The organism is Yimella sp. NH-Cas1, from assembly GCF_022359705.1.
GTDB lineage: Bacteria > Actinomycetota > Actinomycetes > Actinomycetales > Dermatophilaceae > Yimella > Yimella lutea.
In genome coordinates, this window is sequence record NZ_JAKSGG010000003.1 from 167,963 (window position 1) to 187,255 (window position 19,293).

The window sequence follows — 19,293 nt, forward strand, 5'->3', positions numbered from 1 at the left end:
TTGAGGTTTGTCCTCGTCAATCCTACGCAGGAATGCGCGCACCGAGGCGGCTCAGCAGTCGGCCAGTAGTCGCACCGGCTGCTCGACCGCATCGGCGATGAACCGCAGGAATCCGCCGGCTGAACCGCCGTCGCACACGCGGTGATCGAAGGTGAAACCGAGTTGGGTGACCTTGCGGACGGCGAGTTGTCCGTCGACCGCCCATGGCCGATCGATGATGCGTCCGACACCCAGCATCGCTGCCTCGGGGTGGTTGAGGATCGGTGTGGACCCGTCGACTCCCAACACGCCGTAATTGTTCAGCGTGAAGGTGCCGCCGGTGAGTTCGCCGGGCGACAGGTCGCCGGTGCGGGCGCGAGCAGTCAGGTCGCCCAGCGCCTCGGCCAACCGGCGGGTGGTCATCTCCTGAGCACCGCGCACGACGGGAACGACCAGACCCCGGGGCGACTGAGCCGCGAACCCGAGATTGATCTGCTTGTGCCGCACGATCGTGTCGCCGTCGACGGACGCATTGAGTTCGGGGAACTGCTGGAGTCCGGCGACGCAGAACCGTGCCAGCAGCGCGAGCAGGCTGATGCCGGACGACTTCAACTGTGCGCGCACGGCCAGCAGTTCGGTGGCATCGACGTCGACCCAGGTGGTGGCGTCCGGGATCTCCCGACGGGAGGCCAACAGCTTCTCGGCGATGGCCTTGCGGACGCCGGCCAGCGGGATGCGTTCGTCGCCGTCCGCGGCAACCACGGACTTCTCGGGCTCGGCGGACTGCTTGTTCGTCCTGGCCGAGAGCGCCGACTCGATATCGCTGCGTCGCAACACAGTTCCCGAAGCCGGTCGCAGGGTGCGCAGGTCGAGGCCACCGTCGGCGGCGAGCTTGCGCACCAGCGGCGAGATGACCTGCGGGGCACGCTGTTGCGTGAACGCCGACGGCAGGGAGGCTGTGGCGTCCACGCAGGAGCGGTCTGTGGCGCCGTTCAGCGCGCCGCGAGGGGCGCGCCGACGGCGGGTCTGGTCGGCGTGGCCCGTGCCGTACCCGATCAGGACGGCGCCGGAACCATCGTCGCCGTCCTCGCCCTGCACGGCCTGCGTGGCAGGGGCGTTGTCGGAGACCGTGATCAGCGGGGCGCCGACCCTGACCACATCGCCGGTGCTCCCGTGGCGAGTGGCGACCCGCCCGGCGTAAGGGATGGGTACCTCGACCGTGGCTTTGGCGGTCTCGACCACCACGACGTTCTGGTCGATCGACACCTCTGCTTGGTCCTCGACCAGCCACTCCACGATCTCGGCCTCGGTGAGCCCTTCGCCGAGGTCGGGCAGATTGAAGACGCGCTCAGCCACGGTTGTCACCGACGAACGGCTCGTCGTCCCACTGCAATCGGTCGATCGCATCGAGGATGCGGTCGACACCGGGCAGGTAGGTGTGCTCCAGCATCGGCGCCGGATACGGAAGCGGCAACCCGCTGACCCGCAGCACCGGGGCGGCCAGGGAGTGGAAGCAGCGTTCGGCGATCCGCGAGGCCAATTCGCCTGCGACGCCGGCAAATCCCTGCGCTTCGCTCACCACCACGCAGCGCCCGGTACGCCGCACCGACTCCATGACCGTCTTGTCGTCCAACGGGACGATGCTGCGCAGATCGACGACCTCGACGTCGTAACCCTCTTCGGCGGCTGCTTCGGCCGCTTTCAGCGACACCGGCAGCGAGGGACCGTAGGCCACCAGGGTGACCTCCTTGCCCGGCCGGCGCACGGCGGCCTGACCGACAGGTGCCGAGGGAGTCTGGGTGTCGACGTCCGCCTTGCTCCAGTAGAGGACCTTCGGCTCCATGAAGATCACCGGGTCGGGATCGGCGATCGCCTGGCGCAGCATCCAGTATGCGTCCTGCGGCGTGGCCGGGGTGTAGACCTTCAGGCCGGGCGTGTGCGCGTAGTAGCCCTCGGAGGAGTCGCAGTGGTGCTCGACCCCACCGATGCCGCCGGCGTAGGGCACCCGGATGACCATCGGCAGCGTGACATTGCCGGCGGTGCGGTTGTGCATCTTCGCGACGTGAGAAGCGATCTGTTCGAACGCCGGGTAGGCGAACGCGTCGAACTGCATCTCGACCACGGGCCGGAAACCGGTGTAACACAGGCCGATCGCGAACCCGACGATGCCGGACTCAGCCAACGGCGTGTCGAAGCAGCGGTCCTCGCCGAAGTCGCGGGTCAACCCGTCGGTGATGCGGAAGACGCCGCCGAGGGTGCCGACGTCCTCACCGAAGACCAGGACGTCGTCGTTCTCGGTCATCGCATCGCGCAGCGCCTGGTTGATCGCCTTCGCGAAGGTCAGCGAGCTGGTGCGGGCAGGAGCGTCGATGGTGGTCATCGGGTCACCTCGTCGGCGGCCTGCAGTTCGCGGACGACCATGGCGCGGGCGTCCTCAACCTGAGGCGTCGTGGACTGGAAAACGTTGTCGAACAAGGACATCGGGTCGACAACGGGGTCGGCGTTCATGCGGTCTCGCAGGTCGGACGCCAACGCTTCGGCCTCCTGGCGGACCGCGTTGGCCTGGTCGTCGTTGAGCAGTCCGCGTGAACGCAAGTACGCCTCGAGACGCGCGATCGGGTCACGGTCGAGCCAGGCGCAGACCTCGTCGCCGGAGCGGTAGCGGGTCGCGTCGTCGGCGTTGGTGTGTGCGTCCATGCGGTAGGTGTGCGCCTCGATGAGGAACGGACCCTTGCCGGTGCGGCAGTGCTCGAGCGCCGCGTCCATGACGGCGAGCACCGCGGCCGGGTCGTTGCCGTCGACCTGCTCGCTGGTCACGCCGTAGCCGATTCCCTTGTACGCCAACGACGGTGCCTTCGTCTGCTTGGCGAGCGGGACGCTGATCGCGTACTTGTTGTTCTGCACGAAGAAGATCGCGGGCGCATCGAAGACCGCCGCGAAGTTCAGCGCCTCGTGGAAATCGCCCTCGCTGGTCGCACCGTCGCCGATGAAGCCGAGCGCGACGGAGTCCTCACCGCGACGTTTGAGACCGTAGGCCGTGCCGGCCGCGTGCACCAGTTGCGTCGCCAGCGGAGTGCACTGGGCGGCCGTGCGGTGCTTCATCGGCTCGTACCCGCAGTGCGCGCTGCCGCGCAGCAGGGTCAGCACCTCGACCGGGTCGATGCCGCGGGTCACCAGAGCCATCGACTCGCGATAGGTCGGGAACATCCAGTCGCGCTCGGTGAGCGCACGGATCGCAGCGACCTGGCAGGCCTCCTGGCCACGCGAGGACGGATAGACCGCCAGCCGACCCTGTTTGGTCAGAGCGGTCGCCTGCAGATCGAAGCGGCGTCCGATCACCATGTGCCGCCAGACGTCCTGGAGCCGGTCGGCGTCCGGCATGACATAAGGACGACGGGTGCCGGTCTGGGTGACCTCGGCGCCGGTCGGGTCGATCAGCTGCACCGGTCGGGCCGAGGGCAGGAGGTCCTCGATCGCCGGATCATGGACTGTGGTCTGCATCACACTATCGTCGCTATCCGGGCCGACTGGCTCAAGTTCGGCACAAAGGAGTGGATGATCGGCTCATGAATGCCGAAGACAAGGTCAATTCGTCCAGTAGTGATGCACGCTCCGCACCGACGGCTGGACGATCGGCAGCGGCCCTGGACGTGGTTGATTCACGCATCCTGGCGGCGTTGCGCGAGGATTCCCGGCTGTCCGTGCGAGCGCTTGCCGAGAAGCTGCATCTGAGTCGGGCCGGGGCCTACGCGCGCATCGAGCGATTGCGTGAACGAGGAGTGATCACCGGCTTCACGATCGCCATCGATCCGGCGGCGGCCGGCCTGACCACCACGGCGTACGTGGCGATCAACATCGAGCAGAACACCTGGCGCCGGGTCAGCGAGGAACTCGCGACGTTGCCCTATCTGGACACCATCTCGCTCATGGGTTCGGACTTCGACGTCCTCGTCCAGGTGCACGCGCCCGACAATGCCTCGCTGCGCACGCTCGTCCTCGAACGCATCCAGGCCATCCCGGGCGTCCTGGGCACCCGCACCTGGCTGGTGTTCGACGAGTCCCGTGGGGTCGGGACTCCGTGGGAGGCGTGAGCACATGGCTGTGCCTCCCGCTGCGAGCGGGGGATTCCGCGGCGGGAGGCACATGTCAAGCTGCGTGCGCCCTATGGACGACAAGGCTTGTCGGACTACTGGCCCTATGTCGCAGCCGGGAACGCGGTCGCTCTGGCGCTGCCGACCTACGAGCCGCTGACCGGGTGGACGGCAGCGAAGCACACGTGGCCGCCGCGGCATCGCGGTACTCGTGGTGGAACCAACTGTCCGACCACCACCCGCGTGCGGCGCGGGATCTGTGGAGCTGACGCGGACCACGTCCGGACATACAGATTCCAGATCACGACGGGCCGCGCCGACAGCAGCGTCGCGGCCCGGGCGGCCAGAAGCGACCCGGTTGGCCGGACGTGAGGCTGTTGGTCAGGCCTTCTTGGCGGCCTTCTTCGTTGCCTTCTCCAGCGCCTTCTGGTGCTCCTTGACGACGACCTGCGGCGGGTGACCGGCGGTCTTGGTCCAGAATTCGGCGGCCTTGCGCTCACCCAGCGCACGCACACCCTGCGCGACGGCGGCGGCGAGCAGGACGAACAGCGCGGTCTCCTTGGCGGAGTAGTTCGGGTCGTGCTTGCCGACCGGCGCCGGCTGTCCGGTGACTGCGTGCCAACCCTGGTTGGTGACCTTGTTGGCGATCTGAGTTGCCGCCACACCGGCCGCAGCCGCGACGATCTTCCACACCACAGAGCCCATGAGTTCCTCCAAGTCAGCGGCCGTCACCGGCCGGTCGGGTCGATTTGTCTGGTCAGAGCCTGCCATGTTTCGCCCGGCTTGCACGTTTGCGCGCCCGATGATTCGGGCTGTGATCCCGGCCGCATGGAACGGCCGCCGACAAGACGCCGGCGAGACGGTGTAGCGTCCGATGCGGAAACGACAGGGGAGCGCACGGTGCGCTGAGAGTGCGGCGATCGGGCCGCAGACCCTCGAACCTGATCCGGTTAGTACCGGTGTAGGAAGTCGAGCCCCTCCTTGCATCCGAGGAGGATCAGTTGTTCCGGAGAACCTTCACCACCGCGTGCTGCGGCACCCTCGCCCTGGCCATCGCCGGCTGCTCGACCACCGGCGACGACAAGCCCGCAGCGACATCGTCCGGCAAGGTCACGACCGTCAAGCTCGTCACTCACGAGTCGTTCGTGATCCCCAAGGACGTGCAGGCCGAGTTCACCAAGACCACGGGATACCAACTGCAGGTGCTCGCCTCCGGGGACGCGGGCAAGCTCGCCAACTCGGTCGTACTCGCCAAGGGCAACCCGACGGGCGACGTCGTGTTCGGCATCGACAACACCTTCGCTTCCCGGGTCATCGATTCCGGCGCCCTCGCCGCCAACGAACCGAAGGCACTCCCGAAGAGCGCATCGAAGTACGCGTTGCCCGGCGAAGCCGCGCAGTCGCTCGCTCCGATCGACTTCGGTGACGTGTGCGTCAACGTCGACGACGCCTGGTTCGCCGCGAAGAAAAAGGCGAAGCCGCAAAGCCTGGACGACCTCACCAAGCCCGAGTACAAGGACCTCTTCGTCACGCCCGGTGCCGCGACGTCCTCGCCCGGTATGGCCTTCCTGCTCGCCACTGTCGCGAAGTACGGCGACGACGGTTGGCAGGACTACTGGAAGAAGCTCAAGGCGAACGGCGTGAAGGTCACCAGCGGTTGGAGCGACGCGTGGGGCGTCGACTACACCGCCGGCGGCGGCAAGGGGACGCGTCCGATCGTGTTGTCGTACAACACTTCTCCCGCCGACACGATCAAGGACGGCAAGCCGACGACGTCCGCCATGACGGACTCCTGCTTCCGGCAGGTCGAGTACGCCGGCGTGCTGAAGGGCGCGAAGAACGAGCCCGGCGCGAAGGCGTTCATCGACTTCATGCTCGGCAAGAAGTTCCAGGCGTCGATGCCGAAGAACATGTACGTCTTCCCGGTCGATGATCAGGTGAAGCTGCCCGACGCCTGGCAGACCGCGGTCAAGGTGCCGGACAAGCCGTTGCACGTCGACCCCACGAAGATCACGAAGAACCGGGACGACTGGCTGCGCCGCTGGCAGGACGCCGTCTCCGGGTGATGCGTACTCGCCTCGGGCGATCGCTCGTTCCGGCGCTCGCAGCACTGATCCCGCTGGCCTTCCTGGCGGTGTTCTTCCTGCTGCCCGTGTCGGCGATGGTCGCCCGAGGCCTGCACCTCGACGGGCAATGGTCCTTGGACGCGGTACGTGACGTCCTGACGCGGCCACGCACCCGCCGCGTCGTCTGGTTCACTGTGTGGATCAGCTCGCTCGCGACGCTCAGCACCGTGCTGCTCGGCGTGCCGATCGCGTACGTCACCTACCGGCTGAAACTGCCGCTGACGGGGCTGGTGCGCGGGCTGCTGGTGATGCCCTTCGTGCTGCCGACCGTCGTGGTCGGCATCGCGTTCCGCAGCCTGCTGTCGACGTCCGGTCCCTTGGGTTTCCTGGGTTGGGACGGCTCGTGGCAGGCGATTCTCGCCGCCCTGGTGTTCTTCAACATCGCGGTGGTCGTGCGCACCGTCGGCGGACGCTGGCAGTCGCTCGATCCACGGCAGGCCGAGGCTGCGGCCTCGCTCGGCGCGAGTCCGTGGACGGTGCTGCGAACCGTCACTCTGCCGGCGTTGCGTCCGGCCGTCGTCTCCGCCGCGATGGTGGTGTTCCTCTTCTGTGCCGGGTCCTTCGGCGTGGTGCTGACACTCGGCGGGGTGCGCTACTCGACGGTCGAGACCGAGATCTACCTGCTGACCACGAACTTCCTCGACCTGCGCGCCGCCGCGGTGCTGAGCCTGCTGCAGGCACTGGTCGTGATCTCACTGCTGTTGCTGACCGAACGCATCACCGACCGTGGCGAGACCCGTCTTCGATCGGGCACCTCTGTGCAGCAACGGGTTCGGCGCAGCGATCTGCCTCACGTACTGCTCACCGGCGCCGCGTTGATCTTCGTGCTGGCGCCGCTCGTCACCCTCGTCGCCCGGTCGCTGCAGGTCGGTGATGGCTGGGGCTTGGGCCATTACCGCAAGCTCACACAGGTCGGATCGGTGCCGGCCCTGCAGGTCAGCGTCTTCGATGCGCTGCTGACCTCGTTGCGGGTGGCGGTCGACGCCACCTTGCTCGCGATGCTCCTCGGACTGCTGGTCAGCTTCGTGATCACCCGGCGTCCGACCTCGGCGGGCGGACGCCGTCTGCTGTCGGCGCTGGACGCCACCTTCATGTTGCCGCTGGGTATCTCCGCGGTCACCGTCGGGTTCGGCTTCCTGATCGCGTTGGACGAGCCGCCACTCGACCTGCGCTCGTCGCCGCTCCTCGTCCCGATCGCGCAGGCGCTCGTCGCTCTGCCACTGGTGGTGCGGGTGATGGCGCCCGCTCTGCGCTCGGTCGACCCGCGGGAACGGGAAGCGACCGCTGCACTCGGTGCCAGTCCGATGAGGGTGTTCTGGGACGTGGACCGGCGGGTTTTGACGAAGCCGCTGCTGGCTGCGACCGGGTTCGCCTTCGCCGTGTCGTTGGGTGAGTTCGGCGCGACGAGTTTCCTTGCGCGGCCGGAGAATCCGACTCTGCCGGTCGTGATCTACCAACTGATCGGCCGCCCCGGTGCCGACCACTTCGGCATGGCCCTCGCGGCGTCCGTGATCCTCGCCGGTGTGACTGCGACGATCATGGTCGCGGTCGAGCGACTGCGCGGTCGGACGGGAAGTTGGTGAGCATGCAAGAGGGACTGGTGGTGAACGACATCCGCGTCCGTTTCGGCACGACGGTGGCCGTGAACGACGTCTGCCTCGAGCTTGCGATGGGCCAGGTGATGTCGATCCTCGGACCGTCCGGTTGCGGAAAGTCCACCCTGCTCCGGGTCATCGCCGGACTGCAGGACCTCGAAGCCGGCACCGTCGGTTTCGACGGTCAGGACGTCACGCGCGTACCGACCCACCGCCGTGGGTTCGGGTTGATGTTCCAGGACGGGCAACTGTTCGGACATCTCGACGTAGGCGGCAATATCGCCTACCCGCTGCGGCGGCAGGGGGTTCCGTCCCGCGAACGCACCGCCCGGATCACCGAACTGCTGGAGCTCGTCGGACTCGCCGGCTACGAGAAGCGCTCGATCAACACGCTCTCCGGCGGACAACAGCAGCGCGTGGCGCTGGCCAGAGCGCTCGCCCCACGACCGCGACTGCTGCTGTTGGACGAGCCGCTGTCGGCTCTCGACCGCGACCTGCGAGAGCGGCTGGCCACCGATCTGCGCCGCATCCTCACCGAGACGGGCACGACCGCATTGCTGGTCACGCACGACCATGACGAAGCACTGACTGTCGCCGATCAGCTGGCGGTCATGCTCGCCGGCCGCATCGTGCAGCACGGTCCGGCGCAGCAGGTCTGGCGTGACCCACGCGGCCGGGAGGTGGCGCGCATGCTCGGCTACCGAACCGAGGTGGATGCCCGGCGCTGGTCGTCCGCCGGCCTTCCTGGAGCGAACGCCGACGGATCGGTCCTGATGCGCGACAACGCTTTCCGCGTCTCCGATGCCGGCACGTTCGAAGGAGTCGTACGGGAGGCGCGTGCGGTGAGCGGGGGTTCGGCACTGACCGTCGAGCTGCCCGGCGTCGGCCTCGTCCCGGCGGTGGGGGACGACCCGTCGTCCGCGCGTCCAGACGAATCGGTCAGGCTGGAACTCAACCCGCACGCGATCACCACGTCGAAGGCCGAAGCATGACCGAACTCATCGACATCCACTGTCACGGCGCACTCGGTCATGAGTTCGGCGCAGACGTGAAGGGAAGTCGCGCCGCCGCCGGCTATCACCGGTCGCAAACGGTCTCGCAGCTTGTCGCCAGCCTCGTCTCCGGCACGGCAGAAACGATGGAGCACTCGGTGCGCGTGCTCGCCCCGCTCGTCGCCGACGGCACGTTGCTCGGCATCCACCTCGAAGGCCCCTTCCTGTCGGACGCGCGGCGCGGCGCTCACGACCCGACCGCCCTGCGCGATGCCGACCGCGGGTTGATCGAGCAACTCGCGGCCGTCGCGGAGCACGCCGGAGCGCCGAATGCGTTGCGCCAGATGACGTTCGCTCCCGAACGTGGTGACACCCGAGGTTTGATCGGCGTGCTGGTCGACCACGGCATCACCCCCGCGATCGGCCATACGAATGCCGATGCCGCCACCGTGACGGCTGCGATCGATCACGTGGTCGAAAGGTCGGGACATCCGGCAGTGATCACGCATCTGTTCAACGGCATGCCGCCGATGCACCACCGCGCCGGTGGTCCGGTGGCGGTCGCGCTCGCAGCAGCGGGCCGCGGAGACGTGTTCGTCGAACTGATCGCCGACGGCGTCCACGTCGCACCCGAGGTGGTTCGGATGGTCTTCGAGACCCTCGGTCCCGAGACGATCGTGCTGGTCTCGGATTCGATGGCCGCGACCGGGCTCAGCGACGGTCCCTACCGGATCGGCACGCTCGACGTGCGGGTGGAAGGTGGCACTGCCCGCCTCGTGCAGGGGGTTCGATCGCCGGCAGCACCTCTACGCTGGCTGACTGTGTCCGTTGGGCGGTCGACGTGGCGGGTCTGCCCGAAGCCGACGTGCTCACCGCGGCGTCCGTGACCCCACGCCGAGCGCTCCGGCTCTGAGCAGGCAGCTACTCGGCCGAGCTCCGGTCCGGGAACTCGCGCACGGTCAGGCACTGCTCGATCTTGCCGACCGGGCCGTCCTCGTCGTGGACCGTCGTCGAGGTGAGGCCGAGGCCGGTCGGTCCGAAGGTGACCGCCGTGTCCAGACCGACCCAGCCTGGTCGTGGCGTCCGGATCAGGTGCAGTGACAACTCGACGTTCGGGAACATCAGTTCGGTCGGGCGGAACCTCGTCGCGACTCCGTTGGCCGTGTCGACGCGGGTGACGAGAGCGGCCACCGGAGTGGCCCGCTCGCCCTCGACCAGCGTCGGACGCGTGCGGATCCAGACCGACCGGCGTCCGTCGCGTCCACCGGGCAGTTGTCGCATCTCGAGCGAGGCGATGTAGCCACCGGGCCACTCCTTCGTCGGGTCCATGGGAGCCGCGTGCTCCGGCCCGTCCATTGCGGGCAGTTCGTTTCCGGCACGAGCGGTTGTGTCCTGCACCGAAAGCCGCCAGGCGCGGGCGCGGATGATCACGCGGCCGCCGATCGTGAGGGTGGCTTCGAGCAGTTCGATGGTGCGTCCCGGGCGCAGCGTGACCACCTCGATGTGCGACTCCGCGGCCGGGATCATGCCGAGGATCTCCCAGGTGATGCGGCCGATCTGCATGTCGTCACGAGGCTCGTGCGCCTCGAGCATGTAGGTCATCAACGCGCTGATCGGGGCCATGTGCTGCTCGGCGTCCTGCCAGGCACCCTGGGCGTGCAGAGTGGGCATGAAGGTGTTCTCGTCGATGCGCCGGTAGTAGGCGTCGGAGTGCGGATCGAGGCTCACTCGATCGAGCGTAGTTTCGGAAACAGGGAATGGACGACCGGGCTGGGCGTTTATACCCCCTAGGGGTATAATGAAAGGCGGAGGTGAGTCCACGTGACCACAGATCAGGATGTCCGGAAGGCCGACGCGAACGGCGATCTGCGGGATGTCGAGCTCGACATCACCGGAATGACGTGTTCGTCGTGCGCGGCGCGTATCGAGAAGAAGCTCAACCGGGTCGACGGTGTGAGCGCCTCGGTGAACTATGCGACCGAGAAGGCGCTGGTGCGGGCGCCGCGCCCGATCACGGTCGATGATCTGATCGGGGTCGTGGAGAAGACCGGCTACGGCGCGTCCGAGCGCACGCACGATACGCACGACCACATGAATCACGAGGTGGCACCTGCCGAGGTGCTCAAGCGTCGCTTGATGATCGTCTGGCCACTCGTCCTGCCCGTGATCCTGTTGTCGATGGTGCCGGCGTTCCAGTTCACCGGCTGGCAGTGGGTCGCTCTGGCACTCACTACGCCGGTCGTGCTCTGGGGCGCGCTGCCGTTCCACCGCGCCGCCTGGACCAACGCCAAGCACGGCGCCTCCACCATGGACACCCTCGTCAGCCTCGGCACGCTGGCCGCGTACCTCTGGTCGGTCTGGGCCATGGTCTTCGGCGACGCCGGCGAACTCGGCCTCAAGCACCACTTCGAGCTCCTCATGCACCCCGAGCACGCATCGAGTGCGATCTACCTCGAAGCTGCGGCGGGTGTCTCGGCATTCCTGCTGACCGGTCGTTACCTCGAGGCCCGGGCCAAGCACTCGTCCGCCGAGGCACTGCGGGCCCTCGCCGAACTCGGCGCGAAGGATGTCGCTGTCCTGCGCGACAAGACCGAGCAACGAATCCCGTTGTCGCAGCTCAGGGTCGGCGATCACTTCGTCGTCCGACCGGGTGAGAAGGTCGCCACCGACGGCGTCGTCGAGATGGGCAGGTCGAGCATCGACACGTCCGCCATGACCGGTGAGTCGGTGCCGGTCGACGTCAGCATCGGCGATGACGTCACCGGCGCAACGGTCAATGTGAGCGGCCGTCTCGTTGTTCGCGCCACCCGCGTGGGCTCCGACACCGCGCTGGCCGGGATCGCTCGCATGGTGGAGCAGGCGCAGACCGGCAAGGCCAACGCGCAGCGGCTGGCCGACAAGGTGTCGAGCATCTTCGTGCCGATCGTGCTCGCTGTCGCACTGGTCACCTTCATCGGCTGGTGGACTATCGGCGGGTCGCTCGCAACCGCTTTCACCGCCCTGGTGGCCGTACTCGTCATCGCCTGCCCGTGCGCGCTCGGTCTCGCCACTCCGACAGCGTTGTTGGTCGGCACCGGTCGAGGGGCCTCGCTGGGCATCCTGATCCGCGGTCCGCAGGCACTGGAGACCTCCCGCGGCATCGACACCGTCGTGCTGGACAAGACGGGCACGCTCACCACGGGCGAGATGTCGGTCGTCGACGTCCACGGCGGCAAGGCGGTACGTCGTGCCGCTGCCGCGGTCGAAGCGGGTTCGCAGCACCCGATCGCCCAGGCCATCGTGCGTGCGGAGGAGCCGCCGCTGCCCGAGGTCGACGACTTCCAGACGGTCGACGGTTTCGGAGTGCGCGGCACCGTCCGCGGGGTGCCGGTGGTCGTCGGACAGGAGAAGCTGCTCACCGACTCAGGGATGTCGCTCTCGGACGAACTCACCGCCGAAGTCGACCGGGCGCGGGACGGCGGTGGCACCGTGGTCATCGTCGGCTGGGACGGCGCGGCTCGCGGCTTCGTGAAAGTGGCCGACCAGCCCAAGGAGACTGCGGCGCAGGCCGTTTCGGCGTTCAAGGCGCTGGAGTTGCGTCCGGTGCTGTTGACCGGGGATCACGAGTCCGTGGCGCAGTCCGTTGCCGCGGAACTCGGCATCGACGAGGTCATCGCGCAGGTCACTCCTGCCGACAAGGCCGAGCAGATCCGACACCTGCAGGAACAGGGACGCAAGGTCGCGATGGTGGGCGACGGGGTGAACGATGCGGCGGCGCTGGCCCAGGCCGATCTCGGTATCGCGATGGGCACCGGCACGGACGCCGCCATGCAGGCCGCCGACATCACGATCATGAGCGGTGACCCGCGCAAGGTCGCGACCGCCGTCGAGTTGTCGCGCAGCACGCTGCGGACGATCTACGGCAACCTGACCTGGGCGTTCGGCTACAACGTCGCGGCGATCCCGCTGGCGATGTCGGGTCGGATGAGCCCGATGGTCGCCGGTCTCGCGATGGCGTTCTCGTCCCTGTTCGTCGTCGGTAACTCGTTGCGTCTCAAGGGTTTCCGTCCGACCCACGGCGGCGACTGAACGGAGAACTCAGATCGGCAGTGTGCCGCGAACGATGCTGTCGCCGGAGTGTTTCCGGTTGCCGTCCAGCGGCTCGCGCGATACATCGACGATCACGTAGCCCTCGTCCAGCAGTCGCGGGTCGATGACGAACTGCTGCGGCTCGGTGCCGTGCACGAAGCCGATGCTGATCACCACCACGGTGATGTTCGCGCCGACGGGCGCCGCGGCGGACCCGTGGGCAGCGGCCGGGGCAAGCGCGAGCGTTCGGTGGCCGGTGGATGCACCTGTCGCGAAGATTTTATCGGGAGATCTCGCGTCGGCGTCAGGGAGTGTCGGTCGGGTGCAGGTCGTGCTGACCCAGGACGTCTGACATCAGGTCGACGGTGACGCTCTGCCGGGCGGCATCGTCGGCGAAGGCGCCGTCGTCCCGGCCCTCCTCCCGCCACGCCAAGGCGTGCTCGATGACCGGGCGGTGGCGCTCGTCCATCGCCTCCAGTCCCCAGCGTCCGGCACCCGACTTGGACGTGATCGCGTGCTGGGTCAGCGCGTGGTGCAGCCGCAGTACTCCCAGCACGCTCCACGCCGCTTCGCGAGGGGAAATCCCGGCGTCCGGGGTGTCGACCAGCCCCTGCAGCCGTGGCAACCAGTAGCCCTCGAGATTGGTCCGGGTGTTGAGCTCGAGCACTGTGTCGCTGGTGAAGATGTCGAGTTCGCCGGCGTCCGGGCCGTGCACGGTGATGCCGCGCTCGGCCAGTTCCTGCCAGGTCACCTGGTTGGCGTCGCAGTGATGGGCCACGGTGAACTTGCCGTGCAGCACGCCCGGGTGCACCGGCAGGACGGACGGGTCCTCGGCGAGCTGGGTGGTCGGCACGTAGAAGCCGTCGAAGTGGTCGGGCAGGTCGCGGTGGATCTGCTGCAGTTTGGCGATGTCGGTCTCGTTCGGGCGCCGGGTCGTGGTGGCGACGAAGTCGATGTCGCTGTCGTCGAAGTACTCGCCCCAGCACAGCGACCCGTGCAGGTACATCCCGTCCAGGTAGCCCGGCAGGCGCTCGTCGATGAGTCGCACCGCCCGTTGGGCGGTCGCTCGGACGTCCGACGGCAGCTGCGGGGTAGACATGAGTCGAGGCTAGCCGCGCGCACGCGCACTAGGGTTGGCGCGCGGAGGGGAGAGTGATGGACGCAGCGGCAGCGACCAGGGTCGGCAACCGTTACGGTCTGCGTACCCGTATCGCCGGAGGCGGCATGGGCGAGGTCTGGCGGGCACACGACGAGGTCCTCGACCGTCCGGTCGCGGTGAAGATGCTGCACGCCGGTTTGAGCGACGATCCTGACTTCCTCGAACGCTTCCGTACCGAGGCACGCAACGCCGCGAAGCTGTCCCACGGAAACATCGCCCAGGTCCACGACTACGGCGAGGACGACGGATCCGCTTACCTGGTCATGGAACTCGTCGAGGGCGATCCGTTGTCGTCGATCATCCGGGCGCGAGCTCCGCTGTCGCCGGCCGACACCGTCGCACTCCTCGTTCAAGCTGCGACCGCGCTCGACGCGGCCCACGTCAAAGGCATCGTCCACCGCGATGTGAAGCCCGCGAACATCGTCGTGACGCCCGACGGCACCGCCAAGCTCACCGATTTCGGCATCGCCCGCGCACTCGGCTCGGCCGGAATGACCAGGGCGGGCGAGGTGCTCGGCACCCCGCAGTACCTGCCGCCAGAAGCTGCCCTCGGTCACGAGGTCGGGCCCTCCTCCGACGTCTATTCGCTCGCGGTCGTCGCCTTCGAGATGCTCACCGGTGCGTGGCCGTTCAGGGCCGACACCGCGGTCGGCTTGGCCATGGCACACATCCAGCAGCCGGTGCCGCCCCTGCCGGCGGGTGTCCCGCAGCCGGTGAGCGAGGTCGTCCATCGTGGTCTGGCCAAACAGCCCGAGCAGCGGTACGCATCCGCGAAGGACTTCGCCGCCGCGCTGCAGCAGGCGCTTGCGGCGACCCCGCCGGCGGCCCTGGACGAGGACATCACCGAGGTCTCGACGATGGTGATTCGCTGCACTGAACCTGAACCTGAACCCAACCCGTCCGAGCCCGTGCCCGGGGCTTCCAACAACACTGTTCATCCGGACGCGTTGGCCGGCGCGACCGTCCTCGCGCCCGGGCAGAACTCCGCGCTGCCGGGCACCGTCGTCGAGGTGCACGCGACGGTCGGCGCCGGTGTCGGCGAACCGGTCGACCCGATGGCCTTCGAGGTCGACGGCAACGGTCAGGCTCTTGCTGAATCCTCGTTCGTCTTCTTCAACAATCCTGTCTCGGCGTCCGGGGCGGTGACCTTGCGGGACAACGGAATTCGGATCGATCTGACCGAACTCCCGGACGATTGCCGCGCGGTCAACGTCGCTCTGTCGGACGACCACCCGCTCGGCGGACAGCAGCTCGCGGTCAAGGTGCAGATCGGTGATGCTGCGCTGGAACTCGACACGACGGTGCTGACCGAGGAGAAGGCGGTCGTGTTGCTGCGGGTCTACCGCCGGGACGGCCTGTGGAAGATGCGCAACGTGATGGCCGGTTGGGTCGACGGCATCGAACCGCTGGTCCGCGCCTTCGGGATCGAGATCGAGGACTAACGAGCTTCGTCCAGCGCGGCCTTGATGTGCAGGCGGGTCGTCGGGAAGATCGGCACGTCGGCGTCCATGGCGGTCACGAGCAACTCGATCTCGGTGGCGCCCAGGATGATTCCCTCGGCGCCGCGGTCGGCGAGGTCCTGCATGACCGACCGGAAGTAGCGGCGCGATTTCTCGTTGACGATGCCGACGCACAACTCGTCGTAGATGATCCGGTTGATCTCACCCACCGCTCCCTGCGCGGGCGTGTGGACGGTCAGGCCCTGACGTTCCAGGCGTTCGGTGTAGAACGTCTCGTTCATCGTGAACGCGGTGCCGAGCAGGCCGACCTCCTTCATTCCGGCGTTCTTCGCGGCCGCGCCGGCGGTGTCGGCGATATGGATCAGCGGCACGTCGACTGCGTCGTCGATGCGGTCGGCGACCACGTGCAACGGGTTGGAACACAGCAGGATCATCGTGGCCCCGGCGGCTTCGAGGCGCTTGGCCTCGCCGCCGAGCACGGAGCCCAGGGCATCCCAGTCGCGGGCATCCTGGAGTTGCTGGATCTGCGCGAAGTCGAGGCTGCTGAGCAGGACGCGTGCCGAGTGCAGGCCGCCGAGCCTGCTGTGCACGGTCTCGTTGGCGAGGCGGTAGTACTCGGCGGTCGACTCCCAGGAGAGTCCGCCGATGAGGCCGATGGTCTGCGTCGAGGAGGACATGAGTCCAGCCAATCACCCCTGCGGCCGTCATGCGACCGGGTTTGTACAACTGGGACGGATTGACCGTCTCGCCGGACGGCACGATCCTTGACCGGGTGGGCGCACCCGACTAGCGTTCCGCCATGCGTAACTAAACTTCCGAATCGCGGAAGTTTGAGATTCCGAGGAGCCCAGATGAGCGCCCCTTCCCTATTCAACGCCATGAATGAGGAACAGGTTCGCGAGGCGCTGCTTGCGTGCTTGCCGGTCGAGCGCTGGGCGGGGGAGGTCGCGGCCGCTCGTCCGTACGACTCGCGCGAAGCGCTCCTCGCGCAGGCCGAGGCATCGGCCGGGGCGCTCGACGACGACGAGCTCGACGCTGCCCTGGCCGGTCACCCGCGCATCGGTGAGCGCGCCTCCAGTCCCGACCACCAGGCCGAGCATTCCGCGAAGGAGCAGGCCGGCCTCGACCAGAGCGATCAGGACGTGATTGAGCGACTGCGTACCGGCAACGAGGCGTACGAGGAGCGGTTCGACCGTGTCTTCCTGATCCGGGCCAAGGGGCGCACCGCTCCGGAGATCCTGAGCGAGTTGGAACGCCGCTTGGCCAACGACGACGAGACCGAACGAGAAGAGACCGTCGCGCAGTTGCGCGAGATCGCGTTGCTGCGACTTGAAGAGGTTGCACGCTGATGGGCACGTTGAGCACACACATTCTGGACACCAGTCGCGGCAAGCCGGCCGAAGGCGTCCGCATCACGCTGGAGACGCTGGCCGGTGAGCAATTGGGTGAAGGCGTCACGAACGCCGACGGTCGCGTCGGGGAGATCGGTCCCGAGCGCATGGAGGTGGGTGACTACCGCCTGCACTTCGCCGCGAAGGACTACTTCGACGGCCTCGGCGAGCAGTCGTTCTACCCCGAGATCACGGTGGCGTTCACGATCGCGGACGCCGACCAGCACTACCACGTGCCGATCCTGTTGAACCCCTACGGTTTCAGCACCTACCGGGGCAGCTGACGACATGACTCGGGTGGTCATCGCGCCGGACAAGTTCAAGGGCACGCTGACGGCTGCACAGGTCGCCGAGGCCCTCGAGCGGGGTTTGCGCAGTGTGGTGACCGACCTGGACGTGGTCACCCTGCCGGTCGCCGACGGTGGCGACGGCACGCTCGCCGCTGCCGAGCATGCCGGCTTCCGGCGGGAGACTCTGACGGCGACCGATCCGGTCGGACGGACGATCGACACTGCCTACGTGCGTGACGGCGAGCGCGCGGTCGTGGAGATGGCCGAGGTGAGCGGCCTGGCGATGCTGGGCGACGATCTCGACCCGATGAACGCCTCCAGTCGAGGGCTCGGTGAGGTCATCGCCGCGGCTCTGGACGCCGGAGCGCGCACCCTGGTGATCGGCATCGGCGGGAGCGCGTCCACCGACGGTGGCGCCGGCATGGCGCAGGCGCTCGGTGCTCGCGTGCTGGAGTCGAACGGCACTGACATCGCACCGGGCGGAGCCGGACTGGATGATGTGGCCGAGCTCGACCTGACGGGTCTTCATCGCGGTCTGGCCGATGCAGAACTGTTGTTCGCCTGCGATGTCGACAACCCGCTGACCGGGGAGCGCGGAGCAGCTGCCGTGTACGGCCCGCAGAAGGGTGCCTCGACCGAGCAGGTGCGCGAACTCGACGCCGGCCTCGGACGCTGGGCGGACGTGGTTGCGAAGGCAACCGGCGCCGACCGCCGCGATGTCGCCGGGGCGGGAGCTGCTGGCGGAGTGGGTTTCGCCGCCGTCGCGCTGCTGGGTGCCGAACTGCGTCCGGGTGCCGAACTGCTCTTCGAGATGGTCGGCCTGCCGCAGGCTGTCGTCGGCGCCGACCTGGTGATCACCGGCGAAGGAGCCCTCGACGAGCAGACGTTGCATGGCAAGGCACCCGCAGCCGTCGCCAAACTGGCTGCAGCACAAGGCGTTCCGGTCGTCGCTGTATGCGGAGTGAACAAGCTCGGCGCCGACGGACTGTCCCGGCTCGGCGTGCGCAGGGCGTACGCACTGATGGACGTCGCACGCGATCAGGACGAGGCGATGACACAGGGGGACCGCCTGCTGGAGCAGATCGGCGCTCAGGTTGCCGGCTTCGCGTTGCTGTGACACAGGCGCAGATTGCTCCAGACCGCACGGTGGTCGCTGCCCGGCACGTCGATGGCCGCCGCATCGGTCGATTCGAAGCCGCGCACCATGATGTGGTCGATCGTCACGAAGCTCGGCAGACGTCCACCGACGGGCCAGGTCGGACGGTCGAAAGGACCCCAAGACGGGCCGGCATCGTGCAGGCCACCCACCGCGTCTCGGAAAGCGGGATGGGCCCACGATGCGTTGAAATCGCCTGCGAGCACGAGGTGTTCGTCCGTGCTCGCCCGCTGCCAACGGCCCAGCTCGCGCAGCGAAGCGTCCCAACTGCGCACCTCTTCCACCGGGGGGTAGGGATGCACGGCTTGAACGGTGACGGGCAAGCCGGCGACAATCAGTCGCACTGCCGGCTGATCGAATGTGTGCCTGGCCGAACCGCCGGTGGCTCCGCCGATCTGTTCGATGGGCAATCGGGAAAGCACCGCGGTACCGGAGAACCCGTCGTCCCGGGTGACACGGGTGCGGTGGGTGAGCCGTCGTCCACCTGTGGTCTCGGAGAACTGCGCCACGAAATCGTTCGTCGCTTCCGGCACCACCAGGAGGTCGACGTCCCGGTCGAGGACGACCGTGCTCAGCGCCTGCAGGTCGGCGCTTGCGACATAGGCGTTCGCGGTGAGTACCGAGAGATTTCCGGTGGGCGTCTCGCCGTCCGCGCAGCCGGCCGGCCGCCAGTGATTGATCGGCACCAGCGCTGCGAACGCCGCGCAGGCAGCGAGCACGCAGGCCACGGTGTGACGGCGCCGGACTCCGATCACGATCACCAGAAGTCCGAGCGCCAGCATGACCGGCCAGAGGGTCTGGAGTACCGGCACGGAGAGCCGGCCGAGTCGTGCGGTGGAGGGCACGATCGGCAGCAGCGCGAAGCCGAGGACAGCGAAGCTGATCGCGGTCAGAGCCCACCAGCTCGACGGCCGTCGTGCCGTCGGGTGGGGAGTTGCTCGTTCGTCCAGTTCTTGCACACGACCAGGTATACCCACCGGCACCGG

Annotated in this window: 19 protein-coding genes and 1 riboswitch; of the genes, 10 read left to right on the top strand and 9 right to left on the bottom strand. The window is 67.8% G+C overall.

What is annotated here, in order from left to right:
* Positions 1 to 51: 51 nt before the first annotated feature.
* Genes MF407_RS01180 through MF407_RS01190 form a run of 3 tightly spaced genes read right to left on the bottom strand, consistent with a single transcriptional unit; the run spans position 52 to position 3,480 of the window.
* Positions 52 to 1,335 (bottom strand): dihydrolipoamide acetyltransferase family protein, encoded by a 1,284-nt coding sequence (locus MF407_RS01180; RefSeq protein ID WP_239700834.1) that lies wholly within the window; start codon positions 1,333 to 1,335, stop codon positions 52 to 54.
* Complete coding sequence (locus MF407_RS01185) at positions 1,328 to 2,359, bottom strand: alpha-ketoacid dehydrogenase subunit beta (protein WP_239700836.1); 1,032 nt, start codon at positions 2,357 to 2,359, stop codon at positions 1,328 to 1,330. The genes MF407_RS01180 and MF407_RS01185 overlap by 8 nt, the downstream gene beginning before the upstream one ends.
* On the bottom strand, positions 2,356 to 3,480 hold the full coding sequence (locus MF407_RS01190; RefSeq protein WP_129625486.1) for a thiamine pyrophosphate-dependent dehydrogenase E1 component subunit alpha: 1,125 nt from the start codon (positions 3,478 to 3,480) through the stop codon (positions 2,356 to 2,358). Before MF407_RS01190 ends, MF407_RS01185 begins: the two co-directional genes overlap by 4 nt.
* A 65-nt stretch (positions 3,481 to 3,545) precedes the next feature.
* Here MF407_RS01190 and MF407_RS01195 point away from each other — a divergent pair, with 65 nt between their 5' ends.
* Positions 3,546 to 4,070 carry an Lrp/AsnC family transcriptional regulator gene (locus MF407_RS01195; protein ID WP_239700840.1) on the top strand — a complete coding sequence of 175 codons (525 nt, stop codon included), beginning with the start codon at positions 3,546 to 3,548 and terminating at the stop codon, positions 4,068 to 4,070.
* A 381-nt stretch (positions 4,071 to 4,451) separates the two neighbouring features.
* Here MF407_RS01195 and MF407_RS01200 read toward each other — a convergent pair whose 3' ends face one another.
* Positions 4,452 to 4,775 (bottom strand): DUF4235 domain-containing protein, encoded by a 324-nt coding sequence (locus MF407_RS01200; RefSeq protein WP_239700842.1) that lies wholly within the window; start codon positions 4,773 to 4,775, stop codon positions 4,452 to 4,454.
* A 172-nt stretch (positions 4,776 to 4,947) separates the two neighbouring features.
* Positions 4,948 to 5,055, top strand: a riboswitch (TPP riboswitch).
* A gap of 16 nt (positions 5,056 to 5,071) precedes the next feature.
* Here MF407_RS01200 and MF407_RS01205 point away from each other — a divergent pair.
* Genes MF407_RS01205 through MF407_RS01220 form a run of 4 tightly spaced genes read left to right on the top strand, consistent with a single transcriptional unit; the run spans position 5,072 to position 9,670 of the window.
* Positions 5,072 to 6,136: a thiamine ABC transporter substrate-binding protein gene (locus MF407_RS01205; protein ID WP_239700846.1), complete on the top strand. Its 1,065-nt coding sequence runs from the start codon at positions 5,072 to 5,074 to the stop codon at positions 6,134 to 6,136.
* Positions 6,136 to 7,779, top strand: a complete 1,644-nt coding sequence (locus MF407_RS01210) for an iron ABC transporter permease (protein WP_239700848.1) — start codon at positions 6,136 to 6,138, stop codon at positions 7,777 to 7,779. The genes MF407_RS01205 and MF407_RS01210 overlap by 1 nt, the downstream gene beginning before the upstream one ends.
* A gap of 2 nt (positions 7,780 to 7,781) precedes the next feature.
* Positions 7,782 to 8,783 (top strand): ABC transporter ATP-binding protein, encoded by a 1,002-nt coding sequence (locus MF407_RS01215; RefSeq protein ID WP_129625493.1) that lies wholly within the window; start codon positions 7,782 to 7,784, stop codon positions 8,781 to 8,783.
* Positions 8,780 to 9,670 carry an N-acetylglucosamine-6-phosphate deacetylase gene (locus MF407_RS01220; RefSeq protein WP_239700851.1) on the top strand — a complete coding sequence of 297 codons (891 nt, stop codon included), beginning with the start codon at positions 8,780 to 8,782 and terminating at the stop codon, positions 9,668 to 9,670. The genes MF407_RS01215 and MF407_RS01220 overlap by 4 nt, the downstream gene beginning before the upstream one ends.
* Positions 9,671 to 9,704: 34 nt before the next feature.
* On the opposite strand, the gene MF407_RS01225 is transcribed toward MF407_RS01220, so the two are convergent.
* Positions 9,705 to 10,511, bottom strand: a complete 807-nt coding sequence (locus MF407_RS01225; protein ID WP_239700853.1) for a thioesterase family protein — start codon at positions 10,509 to 10,511, stop codon at positions 9,705 to 9,707.
* 93 nt (positions 10,512 to 10,604) lie between these two features.
* Here MF407_RS01225 and MF407_RS01230 point away from each other — a divergent pair, with 93 nt between their 5' ends.
* Positions 10,605 to 12,851 carry a heavy metal translocating P-type ATPase gene (locus MF407_RS01230; RefSeq protein WP_129625495.1) on the top strand — a complete coding sequence of 749 codons (2,247 nt, stop codon included), beginning with the start codon at positions 10,605 to 10,607 and terminating at the stop codon, positions 12,849 to 12,851.
* Positions 12,852 to 12,860: 9 nt separating this feature from the next.
* On the opposite strand, the gene MF407_RS01235 is transcribed toward MF407_RS01230, so the two are convergent.
* A complete protein-coding gene (locus MF407_RS01235; RefSeq protein WP_168990219.1) occupies positions 12,861 to 13,028 on the bottom strand; it encodes an anti-sigma factor in 168 nt (55 codons plus the stop codon).
* Positions 13,029 to 13,155: 127 nt separating this feature from the next.
* On the bottom strand, positions 13,156 to 13,950 hold the full coding sequence (locus tag MF407_RS01240; protein ID WP_129625496.1) for a nucleotidyltransferase domain-containing protein: 795 nt from the start codon (positions 13,948 to 13,950) through the stop codon (positions 13,156 to 13,158).
* Positions 13,951 to 14,006: 56 nt separating this feature from the next.
* On the opposite strand from MF407_RS01240, the gene MF407_RS01245 reads away from it, so the two are divergent.
* Complete coding sequence (locus tag MF407_RS01245) at positions 14,007 to 15,452, top strand: protein kinase (RefSeq protein ID WP_239700856.1); 1,446 nt, start codon at positions 14,007 to 14,009, stop codon at positions 15,450 to 15,452.
* On the opposite strand, the gene MF407_RS01250 is transcribed toward MF407_RS01245, so the two are convergent.
* The gene (locus MF407_RS01250; protein ID WP_129625498.1) at positions 15,449 to 16,147 is read right to left on the bottom strand and encodes an aspartate/glutamate racemase family protein; all 699 of its coding nucleotides are present in this window, start codon (positions 16,145 to 16,147) and stop codon (positions 15,449 to 15,451) included. The two genes, MF407_RS01245 and MF407_RS01250, sit on opposite strands and share 4 nt — an antisense overlap.
* Positions 16,148 to 16,348: 201 nt before the next feature.
* On the opposite strand from MF407_RS01250, the gene uraD reads away from it, so the two are divergent.
* The 3 genes from uraD to MF407_RS01265 are packed head-to-tail and all read left to right on the top strand — an operon-like array spanning position 16,349 to position 18,268.
* Complete coding sequence (gene uraD / locus MF407_RS01255; RefSeq protein WP_239700858.1) at positions 16,349 to 16,819, top strand: 2-oxo-4-hydroxy-4-carboxy-5-ureidoimidazoline decarboxylase; 471 nt, start codon at positions 16,349 to 16,351, stop codon at positions 16,817 to 16,819.
* A complete protein-coding gene (gene uraH, locus MF407_RS01260) occupies positions 16,819 to 17,145 on the top strand; it encodes a hydroxyisourate hydrolase (RefSeq protein ID WP_129625500.1) in 327 nt (108 codons plus the stop codon). The genes uraD and uraH overlap by 1 nt, the downstream gene beginning before the upstream one ends.
* Before the next feature lie 4 nt (positions 17,146 to 17,149).
* Positions 17,150 to 18,268, top strand: a complete 1,119-nt coding sequence (locus MF407_RS01265; protein ID WP_239700861.1) for a glycerate kinase — start codon at positions 17,150 to 17,152, stop codon at positions 18,266 to 18,268.
* Here MF407_RS01265 and MF407_RS01270 read toward each other — a convergent pair.
* A complete protein-coding gene (locus MF407_RS01270; RefSeq protein WP_239700862.1) occupies positions 18,241 to 19,266 on the bottom strand; it encodes an endonuclease/exonuclease/phosphatase family protein in 1,026 nt (341 codons plus the stop codon). The two genes, MF407_RS01265 and MF407_RS01270, sit on opposite strands and share 28 nt — an antisense overlap.
* Positions 19,267 to 19,293: the final 27 nt, after the last annotated feature.

Excerpts from the sequence above, each read along its gene's own strand:
- uraD (WP_239700858.1), top strand. The coding sequence starts at position 16,349 with ATGAATGAGGAACAGGTTCGCGAGGCGCTGCTTGCGTGCTTGCCGGTC.
- MF407_RS01215 (WP_129625493.1), top strand. The coding sequence starts at position 7,782 with ATGCAAGAGGGACTGGTGGTGAACGACATCCGCGTCCGTTTCGGCACG.
- MF407_RS01190 (WP_129625486.1), bottom strand. The coding sequence starts at position 3,480 with ATGCAGACCACAGTCCATGATCCGGCGATCGAGGACCTCCTGCCCTCG.
- MF407_RS01185 (WP_239700836.1), bottom strand. The coding sequence starts at position 2,359 with ATGACCACCATCGACGCTCCTGCCCGCACCAGCTCGCTGACCTTCGCG.
- MF407_RS01210 (WP_239700848.1), top strand. The coding sequence starts at position 6,136 with ATGCGTACTCGCCTCGGGCGATCGCTCGTTCCGGCGCTCGCAGCACTG.
- MF407_RS01245 (WP_239700856.1), top strand. The coding sequence starts at position 14,007 with ATGGACGCAGCGGCAGCGACCAGGGTCGGCAACCGTTACGGTCTGCGT.
- MF407_RS01265 (WP_239700861.1), top strand. The coding sequence starts at position 17,150 with ATGACTCGGGTGGTCATCGCGCCGGACAAGTTCAAGGGCACGCTGACG.
- uraH (WP_129625500.1), top strand. The coding sequence starts at position 16,819 with ATGGGCACGTTGAGCACACACATTCTGGACACCAGTCGCGGCAAGCCG.
- MF407_RS01240 (WP_129625496.1), bottom strand. The coding sequence starts at position 13,950 with ATGTCTACCCCGCAGCTGCCGTCGGACGTCCGAGCGACCGCCCAACGG.
- MF407_RS01220 (WP_239700851.1), top strand. The coding sequence starts at position 8,780 with ATGACCGAACTCATCGACATCCACTGTCACGGCGCACTCGGTCATGAG.
- MF407_RS01195 (WP_239700840.1), top strand. The coding sequence starts at position 3,546 with ATGAATGCCGAAGACAAGGTCAATTCGTCCAGTAGTGATGCACGCTCC.
- MF407_RS01250 (WP_129625498.1), bottom strand. The coding sequence starts at position 16,147 with ATGTCCTCCTCGACGCAGACCATCGGCCTCATCGGCGGACTCTCCTGG.
- MF407_RS01200 (WP_239700842.1), bottom strand. The coding sequence starts at position 4,775 with ATGGGCTCTGTGGTGTGGAAGATCGTCGCGGCTGCGGCCGGTGTGGCG.